The sequence below is a fragment of the Pseudomonas sp. GW823-FHT04A03 genome, from assembly GCF_058796615.1.
This window is the reverse complement of the sequence record NZ_JBXAIV010000004.1, coordinates 364,541-382,134: the sequence shown is the minus strand read 5'-3', so window position 1 is coordinate 382,134 and position 17,594 is coordinate 364,541. Positions and strand designations below refer to the sequence as shown.

Annotated in this window: 16 protein-coding genes and 1 pseudogene; 11 read left to right on the top strand and 6 right to left on the bottom strand. The window is 62.1% G+C overall.

Going from position 1 to position 17,594, the window contains the following annotated elements:
* The first annotated feature begins 87 nt into the window (after positions 1-87).
* The 11 genes from hutI (at position 88) to AC1Q9F_RS14295 (ending at position 13,281) form a co-directional block, all read left to right on the top strand.
* Positions 88-1,293 (top strand): imidazolonepropionase, encoded by a 1,206-nt coding sequence (gene hutI, locus AC1Q9F_RS14345; RefSeq protein WP_492620063.1) that lies wholly within the window; start codon positions 88-90, stop codon positions 1,291-1,293.
* 10 nt (positions 1,294-1,303) lie between these two features.
* On the top strand, positions 1,304-2,107 hold the full coding sequence (hutG, locus tag AC1Q9F_RS14340) for an N-formylglutamate deformylase (RefSeq protein WP_492620064.1): 804 nt from the start codon (positions 1,304-1,306) through the stop codon (positions 2,105-2,107).
* 275 nt (positions 2,108-2,382) lie between these two features.
* Positions 2,383-3,330, top strand: a complete 948-nt coding sequence (locus tag AC1Q9F_RS14335) for a choline ABC transporter substrate-binding protein (protein WP_492620065.1) — start codon at positions 2,383-2,385, stop codon at positions 3,328-3,330.
* Positions 3,330-4,247 carry an alpha/beta hydrolase gene (locus AC1Q9F_RS14330; RefSeq protein WP_492620066.1) on the top strand — a complete coding sequence of 306 codons (918 nt, stop codon included), beginning with the start codon at positions 3,330-3,332 and terminating at the stop codon, positions 4,245-4,247. The genes AC1Q9F_RS14335 and AC1Q9F_RS14330 overlap by 1 nt, the downstream gene beginning before the upstream one ends.
* A gap of 104 nt (positions 4,248-4,351) precedes the next feature.
* On the top strand, positions 4,352-5,323 hold the full coding sequence (gene pip, locus AC1Q9F_RS14325) for a prolyl aminopeptidase (RefSeq protein ID WP_007952436.1): 972 nt from the start codon (positions 4,352-4,354) through the stop codon (positions 5,321-5,323).
* On the top strand, positions 5,320-5,757 hold the full coding sequence (gene dtd / locus AC1Q9F_RS14320; RefSeq protein WP_064592873.1) for a D-aminoacyl-tRNA deacylase: 438 nt from the start codon (positions 5,320-5,322) through the stop codon (positions 5,755-5,757). Before pip ends, dtd begins: the two co-directional genes overlap by 4 nt.
* A 321-nt stretch (positions 5,758-6,078) precedes the next feature.
* Positions 6,079-7,893, top strand: coding sequence for a glucan biosynthesis protein G (locus AC1Q9F_RS14315; RefSeq protein WP_230734841.1), 1,815 nt, complete (start codon positions 6,079-6,081; stop codon positions 7,891-7,893).
* Positions 7,886-10,456 carry a glucans biosynthesis glucosyltransferase MdoH gene (gene mdoH, locus AC1Q9F_RS14310; protein WP_262195755.1) on the top strand — a complete coding sequence of 857 codons (2,571 nt, stop codon included), beginning with the start codon at positions 7,886-7,888 and terminating at the stop codon, positions 10,454-10,456. The genes AC1Q9F_RS14315 and mdoH overlap by 8 nt, the downstream gene beginning before the upstream one ends.
* Positions 10,457-10,663: 207 nt before the next feature.
* Positions 10,664-11,461, top strand: coding sequence for a transporter substrate-binding domain-containing protein (locus AC1Q9F_RS14305; protein ID WP_492620067.1), 798 nt, complete (start codon positions 10,664-10,666; stop codon positions 11,459-11,461).
* Positions 11,462-11,594: 133 nt separating this feature from the next.
* The gene (locus AC1Q9F_RS14300) at positions 11,595-12,554 is read left to right on the top strand and encodes an amino acid ABC transporter permease (RefSeq protein ID WP_114881120.1); all 960 of its coding nucleotides are present in this window, start codon (positions 11,595-11,597) and stop codon (positions 12,552-12,554) included.
* Entirely contained in the window at positions 12,547-13,281 is a 735-nt protein-coding gene (locus tag AC1Q9F_RS14295; RefSeq protein ID WP_064592877.1) for an amino acid ABC transporter ATP-binding protein, read from the top strand. The genes AC1Q9F_RS14300 and AC1Q9F_RS14295 overlap by 8 nt, the downstream gene beginning before the upstream one ends.
* Before the next feature lie 52 nt (positions 13,282-13,333).
* Here AC1Q9F_RS14295 and AC1Q9F_RS14290 read toward each other — a convergent pair whose 3' ends face one another.
* The 6 genes and pseudogenes from AC1Q9F_RS14290 to AC1Q9F_RS14265 form a co-directional block, all read right to left on the bottom strand.
* Complete coding sequence (locus AC1Q9F_RS14290) at positions 13,334-14,047, bottom strand: methyl-accepting chemotaxis protein (protein WP_371857706.1); 714 nt, start codon at positions 14,045-14,047, stop codon at positions 13,334-13,336.
* A 141-nt stretch (positions 14,048-14,188) separates the two neighbouring features.
* Positions 14,189-15,133: pseudogene (locus AC1Q9F_RS14285) on the bottom strand (methyl-accepting chemotaxis protein); the annotation flags it as partial.
* A 228-nt stretch (positions 15,134-15,361) separates the two neighbouring features.
* Positions 15,362-16,069, bottom strand: coding sequence for a 16S rRNA (uracil(1498)-N(3))-methyltransferase (locus AC1Q9F_RS14280; protein WP_207984774.1), 708 nt, complete (start codon positions 16,067-16,069; stop codon positions 15,362-15,364).
* A complete protein-coding gene (gene tatC / locus AC1Q9F_RS14275; protein ID WP_007952425.1) occupies positions 16,066-16,854 on the bottom strand; it encodes a twin-arginine translocase subunit TatC in 789 nt (262 codons plus the stop codon). Before tatC ends, AC1Q9F_RS14280 begins: the two co-directional genes overlap by 4 nt.
* Entirely contained in the window at positions 16,851-17,297 is a 447-nt protein-coding gene (gene tatB / locus AC1Q9F_RS14270) for a Sec-independent protein translocase protein TatB (protein ID WP_007952424.1), read from the bottom strand. Before tatB ends, tatC begins: the two co-directional genes overlap by 4 nt.
* A 10-nt stretch (positions 17,298-17,307) precedes the next feature.
* Positions 17,308-17,586, bottom strand: a complete 279-nt coding sequence (locus AC1Q9F_RS14265; protein WP_007952423.1) for a twin-arginine translocase TatA/TatE family subunit — start codon at positions 17,584-17,586, stop codon at positions 17,308-17,310.
* Between the last annotated feature and the right edge of the window lie 8 nt (positions 17,587-17,594).

The following is a 17,594-nucleotide window of genomic DNA, read 5'->3' as shown; positions in this document are numbered from 1 at the left end:
CGTGACGCTCCGCGTCGCTGGACGCGGAGCGTCCCTTGAGGCATTCCCACGCAGAGCGTGGGAACGATCGCAAGACGAGGACTTGGGATGAAAACCCTCTGGCAACACTGCCACGTCGCAACCATGGCGCAAGGCGTCTACTCGATCATCGAGGATGCGGCCATCGTGACGTCCGGTGCACTCATCGAGTGGATCGGCCCGCGCAGCCAATTGCCGTCAGGCGAATACCCGGCGGTCAATGACCTGCACGGCGCGTGGGTCACCCCCGGCCTGATCGACTGCCACACCCACACCGTGTTCGGCGGCAACCGCAGCGGCGAATTCGAGAAGCGCCTGCAAGGCGTCAGCTACGCCGAAATCGCCGCAGCTGGCGGTGGCATCGCCAGCACCGTGCGCGCTACGCGCGAAGCCTCGGAAGACGAGCTGTTCGCCAGCGCCGCCAAACGTCTGAAAAGCCTGATGCGCGACGGCGTGACCACGGTCGAAATGAAATCCGGCTACGGCCTCGATCTGGACAGCGAGCGCAAGATTTTGCGGGTCATTCGTCGCCTCGCCGCCGAGCTGCCGATCAGCGTGCGCAGCACCTGCCTGGCCGCCCACGCATTGCCGCCGGAATACAAGGATCGCGCCGACGATTACATCGATCACATCTGCGCCGAGATGCTTCCCGCGCTGGCTGCCGAAGGGCTGGTGGATGCGGTGGATGCGTTCTGCGAATACCTGGCGTTCTCCCCGGAACAAGTCGAGCGGGTGTTCATCGCCGCGCAAAAACTCGGTCTGCCGGTGAAACTGCACGCCGAGCAATTGTCGTCGTTGCACGGCTCCAGCCTCGCGGCGCGGTATCACGCATTGTCCGCCGATCACCTGGAGTTCATGGACGAAGCCGACGCCATCGCCATGGCCGAGTCCGACACCGTCGCGGTGCTATTGCCGGGTGCGTTCTACTTCCTGCGCGAAACCCAATTGCCGCCGATGGAAGCCCTGCGCAAACACAAAGTGAAAATCGCCATCGCCAGCGACCTCAACCCCGGCACCTCGCCGGCGCTGTCATTGCGCCTGATGCTGAACATGGCCTGCACCTGCTTCCGCATGACCCCGGAAGAAGCCCTGGCCGGCGCCACCATTCACGCGGCGCAAGCTTTGGGCATGGCTGATACCCACGGCTCACTGGAAGCCGGCAAGGTCGCGGATTTTGTCGCCTGGCAAATCGATCGCCCGGCGGATCTGGCGTACTGGCTGGGTGGTGAACTGGACAAACGCGTCGTGCGTCACGGCGTTGAATCAAGTCTGTAGGAGAGCGGTTGTGGATAAGGTTCTGAACTTCAAACAAGGTCGCGTGCCGCTGCTGATCAGCATGCCCCACGCCGGTGTGCGCCTGACCCCGGCGGTCGAGGCCGGATTGATCCCGGACGCGAAAAGCCTGCCGGACACCGACTGGCACATTCCGCAGCTCTACGACTTCGCCGCCGAACTGGGCGCCAGCACGCTGGCGGCCGAATACTCGCGATTCGTGATCGACCTGAACCGTCCGTCCGACGATAAGCCGCTGTACGTCGGCGCCACCACCGGTCTGTACCCGGCGACGCTGTTCGATGGCATTCCCTTGTTCAAGGAAGGGCAGGAGCCGTCGAAAGAAGAACGTGCGACCTATCTGGAGCAGATCTGGACGCCGTATCACCGCACCTTGCAGGAAGAGCTGGCGCGGTTGAAGGCCGAGTTCGGTTATGCGCTGCTGTTCGATGCGCATTCGATCCGCTCGATCATCCCGCACCTGTTCGACGGCAAGCTGCCGGACTTCAACCTTGGCACCTTCAACGGCGCCAGTTGCGATCCACAACTTGCCACGCAACTGGAGGCGATCTGCGCCCGCCACGCCGCTTACAGCCATGTGCTGAACGGACGCTTCAAGGGCGGCCACATCACCCGTCACTACGGCAACCCGGCCGAAAACATCCACGCCGTGCAACTGGAACTGGGCCAGTGCACATACATGGAAGAGTTCGAACCGTTCCGCTACCGCGCCGACCTGGCGGAGCCGACGCGGGTAGTCTTGAAGGAATTGCTGCAAGGGCTGCTCGCCTGGGGCAAAAACCACTACAGCGCCTAACCCTTCTGATCGTTCCCACGCTCTGCGTGGGAATGCCTCTAGGGACGCTCCGCGTCCAGTGACGCAGAGCGTCACGGGCTGCATTCCCACGCAGAGCGTGGGAACGATCTGCAGTGAGTGAGCGATCTGGGCGCGCGCCCTCAAACAGTCGCCACCGTGCAAATCCCGGTCGCCACAGTTCGCTTTTCCCGCTCGTCTGCTGCGTAATGTTTCGGCCACGGTGCAAGAAGACACCGATCCGAACAATAACCCGCTGCCGCACGAGACGATCCCACATGAAAAGACTGTTCACTCGTTGTGCGTTAATCCTTACCGGCAGTGCGCTGCTCAGCGCCGGCGCCATGGCTTCCGATGATGCTTCCTGCAAAACCGTGCGCATGGGCGTGGTCAACTGGACCGACGTGATCGCCACCAGCGGTATGGCCGACGTGCTGCTCAACGGCCTCGGCTACGAAAGCAAACAGACCAGCGCCGTGCAGCAAATCATCTTCGCCGGCATCCGCGACAAGCGCCTCGATATCTTCCTCGGTTACTGGAAACCGGCGATGGACAAGAACATCGCGCCGTTCCTCGCCGCCAATCAGGTCAAGGTCATGGACAAGCCAAGCCTGGCCGACGCTCAGGCGACGCTGGCGGTTCCGGATTACGTGGCGGCGGCGGGGCTGATGACCTTCGGCGACATTGCAAAATTCAAGGATCAGCTCGGCGCCAAGATCTACGGCATCGAGCCCGGCAGCGGCGCCAACACCACGATCAAGACCATGATCGAAACCAACCATTTCGGCCTGAAGGATTTCAAGATCATCGAGTCCGGTGAGGCCGGCATGCTCGCCGCCGTGCAGCGGGCGGTGAACCGCAAGGAATTCGTGGTATTCGTCGGCTGGACCCCGCACCCGATGAACATCAACATGAAAATCACCTACCTGACCGGCAGCGAAGACGTCTACGGCCCGAACGAAGGCGCCGCCACCGTTTCCACTGTCACCGCGCCGGACTACGCCGAGCGCTGCCCGAACGTCCATCGACTACTGGAAAACCTGACCTTCACCGCCGCCCAGGAAAGCCAGTTGATGGTGCCGATCATGGAGCGCAAGACACCTCAGGAAGTGGCGAAAACCTGGCTGCGTGAGCATCCCGAAGACCTGCAACGCTGGCTGGCGGGTGTCAGCAGTGTCGACGGCAAGGACGGCGTGGCCACGGTTCAGGCCAGCCTGAAAAACTGATGAGTACCTATCCACTTTCACCGGCGATGACGGCGTTCGTCGCCAGAACCGAAAGCTTCGCCAGCGATGACAGCAGCCTCGGCGGGTTGCGCAAATCCTATGACGACATGTGCCGCGCCTTCACGCCCGAACGGCCGGTGGGTCTGGAGGTGGTGGATTTCCAGTTGAGCGGGGTGGCGGTGCGCTCGTATCGCCCGCCTGTCCGGCCATCGGCCAGTGGCTGGCCGTGCGTGTTGTATCTGCACGGCGGCGGTTGGGTGGTCGGCGGGCTGGATTCCCATGACTTCATCTGCTGCGAGCTGGCGATGGCGCTCGGGGCAATGGTGGTGGCGGTGGATTATCGGCTGGCGCCGGAGCATCCGTTCCCGGCCGGTTTCGAGGATTGCCTGAGCGTGTGGCGCGCGTTGCGCAGCGGGCCGTTCTGGTTCGATCCCGGGCTGATGCTGGTGGCGGGCGACAGCGCCGGCGGCAATCTGGCGGCGGCGCTGTGCCTGGCGCTACGCGATGCCGGCGAGCCACTGCCGGGCGCGCAGGTCTTGATCTATCCGGGGCTGGGTTGCGACGAGCAGTTGGCGTCACGCAGCGAATGCGCCGATGCGCCGTTGCTCGCCAGCAGCGATGTCGATTGTTATCACGCCCTGTACCTGCGCGGCACCGCGAAGCCGAACGCTTACGCGATGCCGTTGCTGGCCGGGGACTTCAGCGGATTGCCCCCGGCCTGGATCGCCGTGGCGCAGTTCGATCCGTTGCGTGACGACGGCGTGTGCTACACCGAACGGCTGAGCGCGGCGGGCGTCGACGCGGCGCTGTATTACGGCGAAGGGCTGGTGCATGGCTGTCTGCGGGCGCGGCATCAGGTCGCCGAGGTCGATCGTCTCTACGAAAACCTGCTGGGGTTCATGGCTGACAAATTGTGACAGCGCGCGGGCATGCTCATTGACGTAAATCGGGTTTATGATGCCGGACGGCAGAATAATAGAAGTCCCCCCAGGGATGACCTCGACCCCTTACGGAGCGCGCAATGCAGACTTTGTTTCCGCAGATCAAACCTCACGCACGGCACGATCTGGCCGTCGATGACACCCATACGCTGTACGTCGACGAAAGCGGTTCACCGGAAGGTTTGCCGGTGGTGTTCATCCACGGAGGTCCCGGCGCCGGGTGCGACGCCCAGAGTCGCCGCTACTTCGATCCGAATCTGTATCGCATAGTCACCTTCGACCAGCGCGGTTGCGGTCGCTCCACGCCCCACGCCAGCCTGGAAAACAACACCACCTGGGATCTGGTCGAAGACCTCGAGCGCATCCGCAAACACCTGGGCATCGACAAATGGGTGCTGTTCGGCGGTTCCTGGGGGTCGACCCTGGCGCTGGCGTACGCGCAGACCCACCCGGAGCGCGTGCATGGGCTGATCCTGCGCGGGATCTTTCTGTGCCGTCCGCAGGAAATCGAATGGTTCTACCAGGCCGGCGCCAGCCGTCTGTTCCCCGATTACTGGCAGGACTACCTTGCGCCGATCCCGCTGGACGAGCGGGACGACCTGCTCAGCGCTTTCCACAAACGCCTGACTGGCAACGACCAGATCGCTCAGATGCACGCAGCCAAGGCCTGGTCGACCTGGGAAGGGCGCACCGCGACCCTGCGTCCGAATCCGCTGGTGGTCGACCGCTTCTCCGAGCCGCAGCGCGCCTTGTCGATCGCGCGGATCGAATGCCACTACTTCACCAACAATGCGTTCCTTGAGCCGAACCAGCTGATCCGCGACATGGGCAAGATCGCCCATCTGCCGGGCGTGATCATCCATGGCCGCTACGACGTGATCTGCCCGCTCGACAACGCCTGGGAACTGCATCAGGCCTGGCCGAACAGCGAATTGCAGGTGATCCGCGATGCCGGCCACGCCGCGTCCGAACCGGGCATCACCGATGCGCTGGTGCGCGCCGCCAGCAAAATGGCCCGTCGTCTGCTCGACCTGCCGCCTGAAGAAGCATGAAGGGTCTGTTGCAGCGCGTGAAAGGCGCGCGAGTCGAAGTGGCGGGAGAGGTGGTTGGCAGTGTCGATCAGGGTTTATTGGTGCTGGTGGCGGTCGAACCCGACGACACGCCGGCCAGCGCCGACAAACTTCTGCATAAGCTGCTTAACTATCGAGTGTTCAGTGACGCCGAGGGCAAGATGAATCTGTCCCTGGCGGATGTGGGCGGCGGGTTGCTGCTGGTCTCTCAGTTCACCCTCGCTGCCGACACCAAAAGCGGGTTGCGCCCGAGTTTCTCGACCGCCGCCCCTCCGGCGCTGGGTGAAGAATTATTCGACTATCTATTAAGCAAAGCGAAACAGATGCATGGCACAGTGGCATCAGGTAGATTCGGCGCGGATATGCAGGTGCACCTGGTCAACGATGGCCCGGTAACCTTCCTGTTACAGACATGAAAGCGCTTGAAACATCTTTTTAAGGGCTTTTCGACTGAAAACAGGGAATTTTCGCGATAAATACTTTGTTACCCCTGATGCGTTGTCACGCGGGCTACTAGATAATCGCGCGCTACGGGGATCAGCGTTCGTTGGTCCATTTTGACTTAGGTAGAGACTTGTCCGGATCCGATTGGGGAATCATTTTGACCCAGCGGAGTCGGAACAATGCTCGCCAACTTGGCAAGGGTGTCCTGAAAGGTCGGTTTTTTTGTACCGAATTCCTCACAGGCACTTCATCTGGCCGTTGGTTTATTGATCTGTTTTCGGCGAGGGTTGCTCGTGATTGTTAGTCCCTGTAATGCAGCAAAATTGTCTGCCAAACGCTTGCGCAGCGCTCTGGTAGCGGGCTCGGCAGTACTCTGCCTGCTCAGCGCCGGCCAGCTTTGGGCATTCAATCTTGACGATGTGTCGGCCAAGGCCAAAGAGCTGGCCGGGCAGAAGTTCGAAGCCCCGCGCAGCAACCTGCCGAACGAATTCCGTGAAATGAAATTCGCGGACTATCAGAAGATTCGTTTCCGCACCGAAAAAGCCGAATGGGCCGACCAGAAGAACCCGTTCAAGCTGTCCTTCTATCACCAGGGCATGCACTTCGATACGCCGGTGAAAATCAACGAAATCACCGCGAACACCGTCGAAGAGATCAAATACGATCCTAGCCGTTTCGATTTCGGCGACCTGCAGTTCGATCCGAAGGCCACCGAACAACTGGGCTATGCCGGTTTCCGTGTGCTGTACCCGATCAACAAGGCTGACAAGCAAGACGAAATCATGACCATGCTGGGCGCGAGCTACTTCCGCGTTGTCGGCAAGGGGCACACCTACGGTCTGTCGGCCCGTGGCCTGGCGATCGATACCGCTTTGCCGTCCGGCGAAGAGTTCCCGCGTTTTCGCGAGTTCTGGATTCAGCAGCCGAAGCCGGGTGACAAGCACCTGGTGATCTTCGCCCTGCTGGATTCGCCACGTGCGACCGGCGCCTACCGTCTGATCCTGCGTCCGGGCAGCGACACCATCGTCGACGTCAAGGGCCAGATGTACCTGCGTGACAAGGTCGGCAAGCTCGGCATCGCGCCGCTGACCAGCATGTTCCTGTTCGGCGCCAACCAGCCGTCGAAAGTGCTCAACTACCGTCGTGAACTGCACGACTCCAGCGGTCTGTCGATCCATGCCGGCAACGGCGAGTGGATCTGGCGTCCACTGAACAACCCTAAACATTTGGCTGTCAGCCAGTTCAGCGTCGAGAACCCGCGTGGTTTCGGTCTGCTGCAACGTGGCCGTGACTTCAGCCACTACGAAGACCTCGACGACCGCTACGACAAGCGCCCAAGCGCCTGGATCGAGCCGAAGGGCGACTGGGGCAAGGGCACCGTCGATCTGGTCGAGATCCCGACCGCCGACGAAACCAACGACAACATCGTTGCGTTCTGGAACCCGGAAAAACTGCCGGAGCCTGGCCAGCCGCTGGACTTCGCCTACCGCATGCACTGGACCATCGACGAAGCCGCACTGCACGCACCGGACAGCGCCTGGGTCAACCAGACCCTGCGTTCCACGGGTGACGTCAAGCAATCGAACCTGATCCGCCAGCCGGATGGCAGCGTTGCCTACCTGGTCGATTTCGAAGGCCCGTCTCTGGCCGCTTTGGCCCCGGATGCAGACGTTCGCAGTCAGGTTAGCGTCGGCGACAACGCCGAGCTGGTCGAGAACAGCGTGCGCTACAACCCGGAAACCAAGGGCTGGCGCCTGACCCTGCGGATGAAGATCAAGGACGCGAGCAAGTCCACCGAGATGCGCGCCGCTCTGGTGCAGCCAGTGGTCACCGCTGATCTGGCCAAGTCTTCGGTGCCGACGTCCAACTCGTCGGTGGCCAAGGCCGACAAGGTTGCCGCCAAGCAACAAGAGAAAGCCGACAAGGAAGCCAAGGCCGCCGAGGCCAAACAGGCCGACGCCAAGCCGGTTGCAGATGCCAAGGACAAGGCCAACAAAGACGCCAAGCAGCCAGCCGCTGCGGACGCGGCCCCAGCCACACCGGAATCGGCACCGACTGAAGAAGTCCTGACCGAGACCTGGAGCTATCAGTTGCCTGCCGATGAGTAACTCTCAAGTACAGCCAGAGACTCTGTCCGAGTACCTGGCGCATCTGCCGATGACCGACGAGCAGCGCGCGGAACTCGCGGGCTGCCAGTCCTTCAGCGAATTGCATGAACGCCTGTCGTCCAAGACCTTTGACGCACCGACCGAAGCCGCCCAGGCTTCGGTGGGCAAGCGCCTGACCCTGAGCACCGCCGAAGAGCTGGAAGACGCGGAAATGCTGGTGCTCGACGCCAGCGGCCGGGTCAGTATGAAGGCCACGCCGCCGATCCGTCGGACCAAAGTCGTGCCGGAGCCGTGGCGCACCAACATTCTGGTGCGTGGCTGGCGCCGCCTGACCGGCCGGACCAACCCGCCGCAACCGCCGAAGGACGCCAATGTGCTGCCGGCGGCGCGCTGGCGCACGGTCGGTTCGATCCGTCGCTACATTCTGCTGGTACTGATGCTGGGTCAGACCATCGTCGCCGGCTGGTACATGAAAGGCATCATGCCGTACCAGGGCTGGTCGTTCGTCGATCTGGAAGAAGTCCTGCATCAACCGCTGCTGCAAACCGCCACGCAAGTGCTGCCGTATGCGCTGCAGACCAGCATCCTGATCATGTTCGGGATTCTGTTCTGCTGGGTGTCGGCCGGTTTCTGGACCGCGCTGATGGGCTTTCTCGAATTGCTCACCGGCCACGATAAATACCGGATCTCCGGTAAAAGTGCCGGCAACGAGCCAATTCCGAAGGATGCTCGCACCGCACTGGTGATGCCGATCTGCAACGAGGACGTGCCTCGGGTGTTCGCCGGTCTGCGCGCGACCTTCGAGTCGGTCGCCGCTACCGGTGACCTGGACCGTTTCGACTTCTTCGTCCTCAGTGACAGTAACGACACCGACATCTGCGTTGCCGAGCAGCAGGCCTGGCTGGACGTCTGCCGCGAAGCCAAGGGCTTCGGCAAGATCTTCTATCGTCGCCGTCGCCGCCGCGTCAAACGCAAGAGCGGCAACCTCGACGACTTCTGCCGTCGCTGGGGCGGTGACTACAAGTACATGGTCGTACTCGACGCCGACTCGGTCATGAGCGGCGAGTGCCTGACCAGTCTGGTACGCCTGATGGAGGCCACTCCGGACGCCGGCATCATCCAGACCGCGCCGCGCGCTTCGGGCATGGACACGCTGTATGCACGCATGCAGCAGTTCGCCACCCGTGTGTACGGTCCGCTGTTCACTGCCGGTCTGCACTTCTGGCAGCTGGGTGAATCCCACTACTGGGGTCACAACGCGATCATCCGCATGAAGCCGTTCATCGACCACTGCGCCTTGGCGCCGTTGCCGGGCAAGGGTGCGTTCTCCGGTGCGATCCTCTCTCACGACTTCGTTGAAGCAGCGTTGATGCGCCGTGCCGGCTGGGGCGTGTGGATTGCCTACGATCTGCCGGGCAGCTACGAAGAACTGCCGCCGAACCTGCTCGACGAGCTCAAGCGTGACCGTCGCTGGTGCCACGGCAACCTGATGAACTTCCGTCTATTCCTGGTAAAAGGCATGCACCCGGTGCACCGCGCGGTGTTCCTGACCGGCGTGATGTCTTACCTGTCGGCACCGCTGTGGTTCTTCTTCCTGGTGCTGTCGACCGCGCTGCTGGCGGTGAACACGCTGATGGAGCCGCAGTACTTCCTCGAACCGCGCCAGCTCTATCCGCTGTGGCCGCAATGGCACCCGGACAAGGCGATCGCGCTGTTCTCGACGACGATCGTGCTGCTGTTCCTGCCGAAGCTGTTGAGCATCATCCTGATCTGGGCCAAGGGCGCGAAAGAGTTCGGCGGCAAGTTCAAGGTGACCCTGTCGATGCTGCTGGAGATGCTGTTCTCCATGCTGCTGGCGCCGGTGCGGATGATTTTCCACACCCGTTTCGTTCTGGCCGCGTTCCTCGGCTGGGCCGCGACCTGGAACTCGCCGCAGCGTGACGACGACTCGACGCCATGGAGCGAAGCGGTCAAGCGTCACGGTCCGCAGACCCTGCTGGGCTTCTTCTGGGCGCTGCTGGTGATCTGGCTGAACCCGAGCTTCCTGTGGTGGCTGGTGCCGATCGTCGGTTCGCTGATGCTGTCGATTCCGGTGTCGGTGATTTCCAGCCGCGTCGGTCTGGGCCTGAAGTCCCGTGACGAGAGCCTGTTCCTCATCCCCGAGGAATACAATCCGCCCCAGGCGCTGCTGGCCACCGATCAGTACACCCACGAAAACCGCTGGCACGCACTGAACGACGGCTTTGTCCGCGCCGTGGTCGATCCGCAGCAGAACGCCCTGGCGTGCTCGCTGGCGACCTCGCGTCACGGTGAGGCCGAGCCGATCGAATGGCTGCGCCAGGAACGTGTGCGTCACGCGATCAAGGTCGGCCCGGCCGGGCTGAACAACCATGATCGCCTGCAACTGCTGAGCGATCCGGTGGCCCTGGCCCGTCTGCACGAGCAGGTGTGGGCCGAAGGTCACGCCGAGTGGCTGGACGCCTGGCGGGCTTCGGTGAAAGCCGATCCCCATGCGCCGCTGCTGCCGCTCAAGCCGGTGAGCTTGCAGGCGCAACCGGCCTGATGAAGAACCCCGCGAAAGCGGGGTTTTTTTTGATCTCGATAAAAGAGCCCTTCACTCCGGCCCTTGATTGTTAAACAAATCGTCCATTAAACCTTGTGCAAAAAATCGAGTGCGTTAGCATCCGTCCCCGAATTGGCGCACCCGGACAATCTTGTCCATTTCTGTCGGTTTTCGCGCCGCAAACGCAATGGTTTTGGGGACTTGAAGATGAAGAAGTATCTGTCGATGCTGCTGGTCGGCGTCACGGCACTGGTTGCAGTCAATGCGGCGCAGGCCGGCGCAATCGATGACGCGGTCAAGCGCGGCTCGTTGAAAGTCGGTATGGATCCGACCTACATGCCGTTCGAAATGACCAACAAGCGCGGCGAAATCATCGGTTTCGAAGTCGACATCCTCAAAGCCATGACCAAGGCCATGGGCGTCAAGCTGGAGCTGGTCTCCACCGGTTACGACGGGATCATCCCGGCGTTGATGACCGACAAGTTCGACATGATCGGCAGCGGCATGACCCTGACCCAGGAACGCAACCTGCGCCTGAACTTCAGCGAACCGTTCATCGTGGTCGGCCAGACCCTGCTGATCCGTAAAGAGCTGGAAGGCTCCATCAAGTCCTATAAAGACCTGAACACCGCCGACTACCGCATCACCTCCAAGCTCGGCACCACCGGCGAGATGGTCGCCAAGAAGCTGATCTCCAAGGCCAAGTACCACGGCTACGACAACGAGCAGGAAGCCGTGCTCGATGTGGTCAACGGCAAGGCTGACGCCTTCATCTACGACGCGCCGTACAACGTCGTTGCAGTTAACAAGGTCGGCGCCGGCAAGCTGGTGTTCCTCGACAAGCCGTTCACCTACGAGCCGCTGGCGTTCGGTCTGAAGAAGGGTGACTACGACAGCATCAACTTCATCAACAACTTCCTGCACCAGATCCACGAAGACGGCACCTACGATCGCATCCATGACAAGTGGTTCAAGAGCACCGAGTGGCTCAAGGACATGGAATAACTCGGTCATATAGACCGAGTCGCCCCATTCGCGAGCAAGCTCGCTCCCACATTGGAATGCGTTCCCCTGTGGGAGCGAGCTTGCTCGCGAAGAGGCCTTCCTGGCGACACAGAATTCGGAACCTGCAAATCCAATGAAACAGAAAAAAGCCCAATGGCCCTGGCACGTCCTGACCGTGCTGGTGCTGGTCGGCCTGGCCGGCGCGCTGTATTACGCCACGTCGCTGATGTCCTACGAATGGCGCTGGAACCGTGTGCCGCAGTACTTCGCCTACCAGGCCGAGGAAACCCAGCGCGCGACTGACATTTCCACCGTCAGCGAACTGGTGCGCAAGGGCGGCAGCGCGCAGGTCACCCTGCGCAACGATGCCGGTGACGAGCAGCATCTGATCGTCGACGAAAACAGCCTGCAATTCGCTCAGGGCGACGATGTGGCCGAAGGCGACGTCGTGGGCGTGACGCGGCACTGGGCGGCAGGTCCGCTGTTGTGGGGCCTGTGGACGACGCTTTGGCTATCGGTGGTGTCCGGGGTGCTGGGTCTGCTGATCGGTCTGGCCACCGGGCTGTGCCGGCTGTCGAGCAATCCGACCCTGCGCGACCTGTCGACGATCTATGTCGAACTGGTGCGCGGCACGCCGCTGCTGGTGCAGATCTTCATTTTCTATTTCTTCATCGGCACGGTGATGAACCTGTCCCGGGAGTTCGCCGGGATCGCCGCGCTGTCGCTGTTCACCGGCGCCTACGTGGCGGAAATCATCCGTTCCGGTGTGCAGTCGATTGCCCGCGGGCAGAACGAAGCGGCGCGTTCGCTGGGCCTGAGCGCCGGCCAGTCGATGCGTCATGTGGTGCTGCCGCAAGCGTTCAAGCGCGTGCTGCCGCCGCTGGCCGGGCAGTTCATCAGTCTGGTCAAAGACACCTCGCTGGTGTCGGTGATCGCCATCACCGAGCTGCTCAAAAGCGGTCGTGAAGTCATCACCACGTCGTTCTCGCCGTTCGAGATCCTGTTCTGCGTCGCCGGCCTGTACCTGTTGATCAACCTGCCGCTGTCGAAAATCGCCAGCCGGCTTGAGCGGAGGCTCGCGCAAAGTGATTGAAGTCCGCGATCTGGTAAAAGTCTTCGACACCCGTGGGCAAGTGGTGCGCGCGGTGGATAACGTCAGCACGTCCGTCGCCAAGGGTGAAGTGTTGGTGGTGATCGGCCCGTCCGGTTCCGGCAAGTCGACCTTCCTGCGTTGCCTCAATGGTCTGGAAGAATTCGATTCCGGCTCGGTGAGCATCGACGGTCTGCAACTGGCCGACCCGAAAACCGACGTCAACGCCTACCGCCGCGAAGTCGGCATGGTGTTCCAGCATTTCAATCTGTTCCCGCACATGACCGTGCTGGAAAACCTGTGCCTGGCGCAGAAAGTCGTGCGCAAGCGCGGCCAGAAGGAAAGCGAAGCCAAGGCTTTGGCATTGCTGGAGAAGGTCGGCATCGCCCAGAAGGCCCGCGAATATCCGTCGCGCCTGTCCGGCGGTCAGCAGCAGCGCGTGGCGATTGCCCGGGCGCTGGCGATGGACCCCAAGGTCATGCTGTTCGACGAGCCGACCTCGGCCCTCGACCCGGAAATGGTCGGCGAAGTGCTGGACGTGATGAAGAACCTGGCCGTGGAAGGCATGACCATGGTCTGCGTGACTCACGAAATGGGTTTTGCCCGGGAAGTGGCGGATCGGGTGCTGTTCTTCGATCACGGCAAACTGCTGGAAGACGCCTCGCCGGCGGAGTTCTTCGATGCACCGAAGGATCCACGAGCCCAGGCGTTCCTGCGGCAAGTCCTCTAAACGCAGGGCAAAAAAAACGCAGCCATTGGCTGCGTTTTTTTGTGTGCGCGGTTTACACCTTGAACCGGCCCACCAGTGTTTGCAGGTGAGTGCCCAGGCGCGCCAGCTCGACGCTGGAGGCCGCCGTCTCTTCACTGGCCGCCGAGGTCTGGTCCGAGACATCCCTCACGTTCAGCACGCTGCGGTTGATCTCTTCGGCCACGGCGCTCTGCTGCTCGGCCGCCGCAGCGATCTGCTGGTTCATCGCCTGAATCGCCGAAACGGTGCGGGTGATGCTTTCCAGCGAACCACCGGCACGCCGGGTCAGCTCGACGCTGCTGTCGGTCAGGGTGCGGCTGTTGTCCATGATCGTCGCCACTTGCTGGGTGCCGTTCTGCAGGCCGACGATCAGCTCTTCGATCTCTTCCGTGGACTTCTGGGTACGCTGGGCGAGGCTGCGGACTTCGTCGGCGACCACCGCAAAACCACGTCCGGCTTCACCGGCACGGGCGGCCTCGATGGCGGCGTTGAGGGCCAGCAGGTTGGTTTGCTGAGCCACGGACTTGATCACGTCGAGCACGCTGCCGATCTTGTCGCTTTCGCGCTTGAGCTCGCCCATGGCCTCGGTGGAGTGGCCGACTTCGGCAGCCAGGCGTTCGATCTGGGCGATGGCCTCGCCAACCACCTTGTCGCCTTCACGGGCCTGCTGGTCGGCGGCGACCGCTGCTTCCGAAGCTTCCTCGGCGTTGCGCGCGACTTCCTGCACGGTGGCGGCCATTTCGTTCATGGCGGTGGCGACCTGGTCGGTCTCGACTTTCTGATTGTTGACTCCGGCGCTGGTCTGCTCGGTCACGGCGGACAACTCTTCGGCAGCGCTGGCGATCTGGGTCACGCCGTCGCTGATCCCGCCGATCAATTCGCGCAGACCCTGGGTCATGCTCTGCATCGAGCGTTGCAGTTGGCCAAGTTCGTCGCGGCGCTGGGAAATCAGGTTGTGGGTCAGGTCGCCAGAAGCTACACGCTCAGCCACTTTCAGGGTCTGGTTCAGTGGGATGATGATCTGCCGGGTGATCGCCCAGGCGGCGAGCAGACCGAAGGCCACGGCCAGCAGAGTGGCGATCAGCAGCTGGTTCTTGGCGCTGGCGGCATCGGTGTCGCGGACGATGGTTTGGGATTCGGTGAGTTTCTTGCTGACGTCGAGCAGGATGTCGCCCTGAGCGGACATGCGTGCCATGGCCTTGGCGTTGTTCACCTGGGAGTCGCGGAACTGGCTGACGGCAGCGCGGTAAGCCTTGAGCGATTCGGTGGCCTGTTGCAGGTTGGCAATGTGTTGCTCGGGCAGTTTGCTCGGCAGGCTTTCAAGATTGTTCAGGGCGGCGGCGATGGCATCCAGCGCCGGTTGTTCGGCGTCGGCCTTGCCGCTGTAGGTGTAGCCGCGCACCTGATAGCGCGCCTGTTGCAGCAGTTTGCTCAGTTCGATCACGCTGTTGAACTGCGCAACGCTGTCGCCTTGCAGCAGCGATTTCTCGACTTCACTGACCTTGGCCACGGCATTGTCGGCGCTGGCGCCGAGTTTGCTGCGGGCGTCTTCACGCTGCACGGTGGCCTGGGTCATGTCGCCAAAGGCGCGTTTGTACTCGGCGACTGCCGCCAGTTGCTGGTCGATCATGGCCACGTCGGACGGTTGCTCGATCATGCCGCGAGCGCTTTGCAGGCCGCTGTCGAGTTTGCCGAGCAGGTCGTTGACCGCGCCGGGGCCTTGTTCGCCACGGCGGGCTTCATAGTCCAGGCGCGCCAGGCGCAGGTCTTTGGTCAGCTCATTGAGGCTGGAGATGAACCCGAGCTTGTCGCCCCGGCTGATGATGCCGCTCATGCCGGTCCAGCCGGTAAAGGTGATCAACAGCGTCAGCAGCAGCACCAGGCCGAAACCGATTCCCAGCTTGCGTTTGACGCTGACGTTTCCAAGATTCTCGGCTAACCAACGGTACATGCGACGACTCCCCTCGGACCACTAACTAATTGGACTTATGGAGAGTGTATCGGCCGCATGATGGCAATCTGTAACGCGATTTGTCTGGAGAAGGGCTTGGAACAGCAGTGCTTAGAACAACCGGGCGAGCAGCGCGGTGACGGCGGTTTCGACCCGCAGGATGCGGTCGCCCAGTTGCACCGGTTGCAGGCCGGCCTTGGCCAGAAGGTCGATTTCGTAGGGAATCCAGCCACCCTCGGGGCCGATGGCCAGGGTCACCGGTTCGTTCAGGGCGCGGGGGCAGGGCGGGAAATTCCCCGGATGGCCGACCAGACCGAGGGTGCCGTCGGTGATGGCCGGCAGGCGATCTTCGACGAACGGCTTGAAGCGCTTCTCGATGATGATTTCCGGCAGCACCGTATCCCGGGCTTGTTCGAGGCCGAGGATCAGCTGTTCGCGGATCGCTTCCGGTTCGAGGAACGGCGTCTGCCAGAAGCTTTTCTCGACCCGGTAGCTGTTGACCAGAATCACCTTCGACACGCCCATGGTCGCCACGGTCTGGAACACCCGGCGCAGCATCTTCGGGCGGGGCAGGGCGAGTACCAGGGTCAGCGGCAGTTTGGCCGGCGGCGGTTGATCGAGGGTGACTCGCAGTTCGGCTTCACCCGCGTCCAGACGCAGCAGCTCGGCCGAGCCCATCAACCCGTCGATGCGCCCGACCCGCAGGCTGTCGCCGACTTCCGAACGGTGGACTTCCTGCATGTGGGTCAGGCGCCGATCACGCAGCACGACGCGGTCGGCCGCGATGAAGTCGGCCTCTTCGAGCAGCAGCAGGTTCATGGCTGAGTCGCTGGCGGCTGGTCGTTGTGATCGTCGGCGGTTTCTTCCGGGCGCTCGCGCTTGCTCACCAGGCTGCCGAACAGGATGCCGACTTCGAACAGCATCCACATCGGCACGGCCAGCAGGGTCTGGGAGAAGATGTCCGGCGGAGTCAGGATCATGCCGACCACGAAGCAGCCGATGATCACGTACGGACGGATCTTCTTCAGGTATTTGACGTCGACCACGCCGATCCACACCAGCAGCACCACGGCCACGGGGATTTCGAACGCCACGCCGAAGGCGAAGAACAGCGTCATGACGAAATCGAGGTAACTGGTGATGTCGGTCATCATTTCAACGCCGGCCGGGGTGGCGGAGGCGAAGAACTTGAAGATCAGCGGGAACACGAAGAAGTAGGCGAACGCCATGCCGGTGTAGAACAGCAGGATGCTGGAGATCAGCAACGGCACTGCGACACGCTTTTCATGCTTGTACAGGCCCGGTGCGATGAAGCCCCAGATCTGGTGCAGGATCACCGGAATCGCCAGGAACAGCGAGACCATCATCGTCAGTTTCAGCGGCGTCAGGAACGGCGACGACACGTCGGTGGCGATCATCGTCGCGCCGGCCGGCAGGTATTCGCGCAGCGGTGTCGAGACGAAGGTGTAGATCTGCTGGGTAAAGGCAAACAGCCCGGCGAAGATGATGAAGATCGCCGCGACGCAACGCAGCAGGCGGGTGCGCAACTCGGTGAGGTGCGAAACCAGCGGCATGTGCTGGTCGTTTTCGGGGAGATCGCTCATGGGGCTCGCGGCGGCAGTGTTGGGTCGTGAGGCGCTGGTGTGGTCGGCGCGGCGGTTTGGGCTACGTGTTCAACCGAGGCTGGCGCGACGACAGGCGCTGGTTCGGTTGGCGCTACAGCAGGTGCCGCTGGCGTTGGAGCGGCAGGGCTGTGAATCGTCTGCTCACCCACGTGCTCGACCGGCGTCGGCTCCTGCTGAACCGGCGTGAAAATCTTCCGCGCCTCCTGTTCCAGCGACAGGATGTGCTCGTTGTGCAGTTGCCGACGGATTTCGTCGGCACCGATTTCACGCTCAACTTCCTGTTTGATCGCGTTGAAGCTGCGCTTCAGCCGTCCGACCCACAGGCCGGCGGTGCGCGCAGCGCCCGGCAGACGCTCGGGGCCCAGCACCAGCAGGGCGACGAGGCCGACGAGCAGCAGTTCAGAGAAGCTGATACCAAACATTAGTCAGTGCTCACACGTCTTTGCGGATCGGCTCTTCGACTTTCTGCGCCTGCACGTCGATGGTGTGCGGCGGGTTGGCCTGAGCGGTGGCTTGCGGCTGAACCGGTGGAACCGGCTGCGCAGGCGTGACGGTCGGATCGGCCGGTTTTTCGTCGTCGTTCATGGCTTTACGGAAGCCCTTGATCGATTCGCCAACGTCGGTGCCGAGGTTTTTCAGTTTCTTGGTACCGAACACCAGTACCACGACCACCAGGATGACGATCCAGTGTTTCCAGTCAAAAATGCCCATGTTGCTGT

Bases quoted from the DNA above. Each gene is read 5' to 3' on its own strand.
- pip (WP_007952436.1), top strand. From the start codon at position 4,352: ATGCAGACTTTGTTTCCGCAGATCAAACCTCACGCACGGCACGATCTG.
- AC1Q9F_RS14290 (WP_371857706.1), bottom strand. From the start codon at position 14,047: ATGAACGAAATGGCCGCCACCGTGCAGGAAGTCGCGCGCAACGCCGAG.
- AC1Q9F_RS14330 (WP_492620066.1), top strand. From the start codon at position 3,330: ATGAGTACCTATCCACTTTCACCGGCGATGACGGCGTTCGTCGCCAGA.
- AC1Q9F_RS14305 (WP_492620067.1), top strand. From the start codon at position 10,664: ATGAAGAAGTATCTGTCGATGCTGCTGGTCGGCGTCACGGCACTGGTT.
- hutI (WP_492620063.1), top strand. From the start codon at position 88: ATGAAAACCCTCTGGCAACACTGCCACGTCGCAACCATGGCGCAAGGC.
- mdoH (WP_262195755.1), top strand. From the start codon at position 7,886: ATGAGTAACTCTCAAGTACAGCCAGAGACTCTGTCCGAGTACCTGGCG.
- tatB (WP_007952424.1), bottom strand. From the start codon at position 17,297: ATGTTTGGTATCAGCTTCTCTGAACTGCTGCTCGTCGGCCTCGTCGCC.
- dtd (WP_064592873.1), top strand. From the start codon at position 5,320: ATGAAGGGTCTGTTGCAGCGCGTGAAAGGCGCGCGAGTCGAAGTGGCG.
- tatC (WP_007952425.1), bottom strand. From the start codon at position 16,854: ATGAGCGATCTCCCCGAAAACGACCAGCACATGCCGCTGGTTTCGCAC.
- AC1Q9F_RS14335 (WP_492620065.1), top strand. From the start codon at position 2,383: ATGAAAAGACTGTTCACTCGTTGTGCGTTAATCCTTACCGGCAGTGCG.
- AC1Q9F_RS14300 (WP_114881120.1), top strand. From the start codon at position 11,595: ATGAAACAGAAAAAAGCCCAATGGCCCTGGCACGTCCTGACCGTGCTG.
- AC1Q9F_RS14280 (WP_207984774.1), bottom strand. From the start codon at position 16,069: ATGAACCTGCTGCTGCTCGAAGAGGCCGACTTCATCGCGGCCGACCGC.
- AC1Q9F_RS14265 (WP_007952423.1), bottom strand. From the start codon at position 17,586: ATGGGCATTTTTGACTGGAAACACTGGATCGTCATCCTGGTGGTCGTG.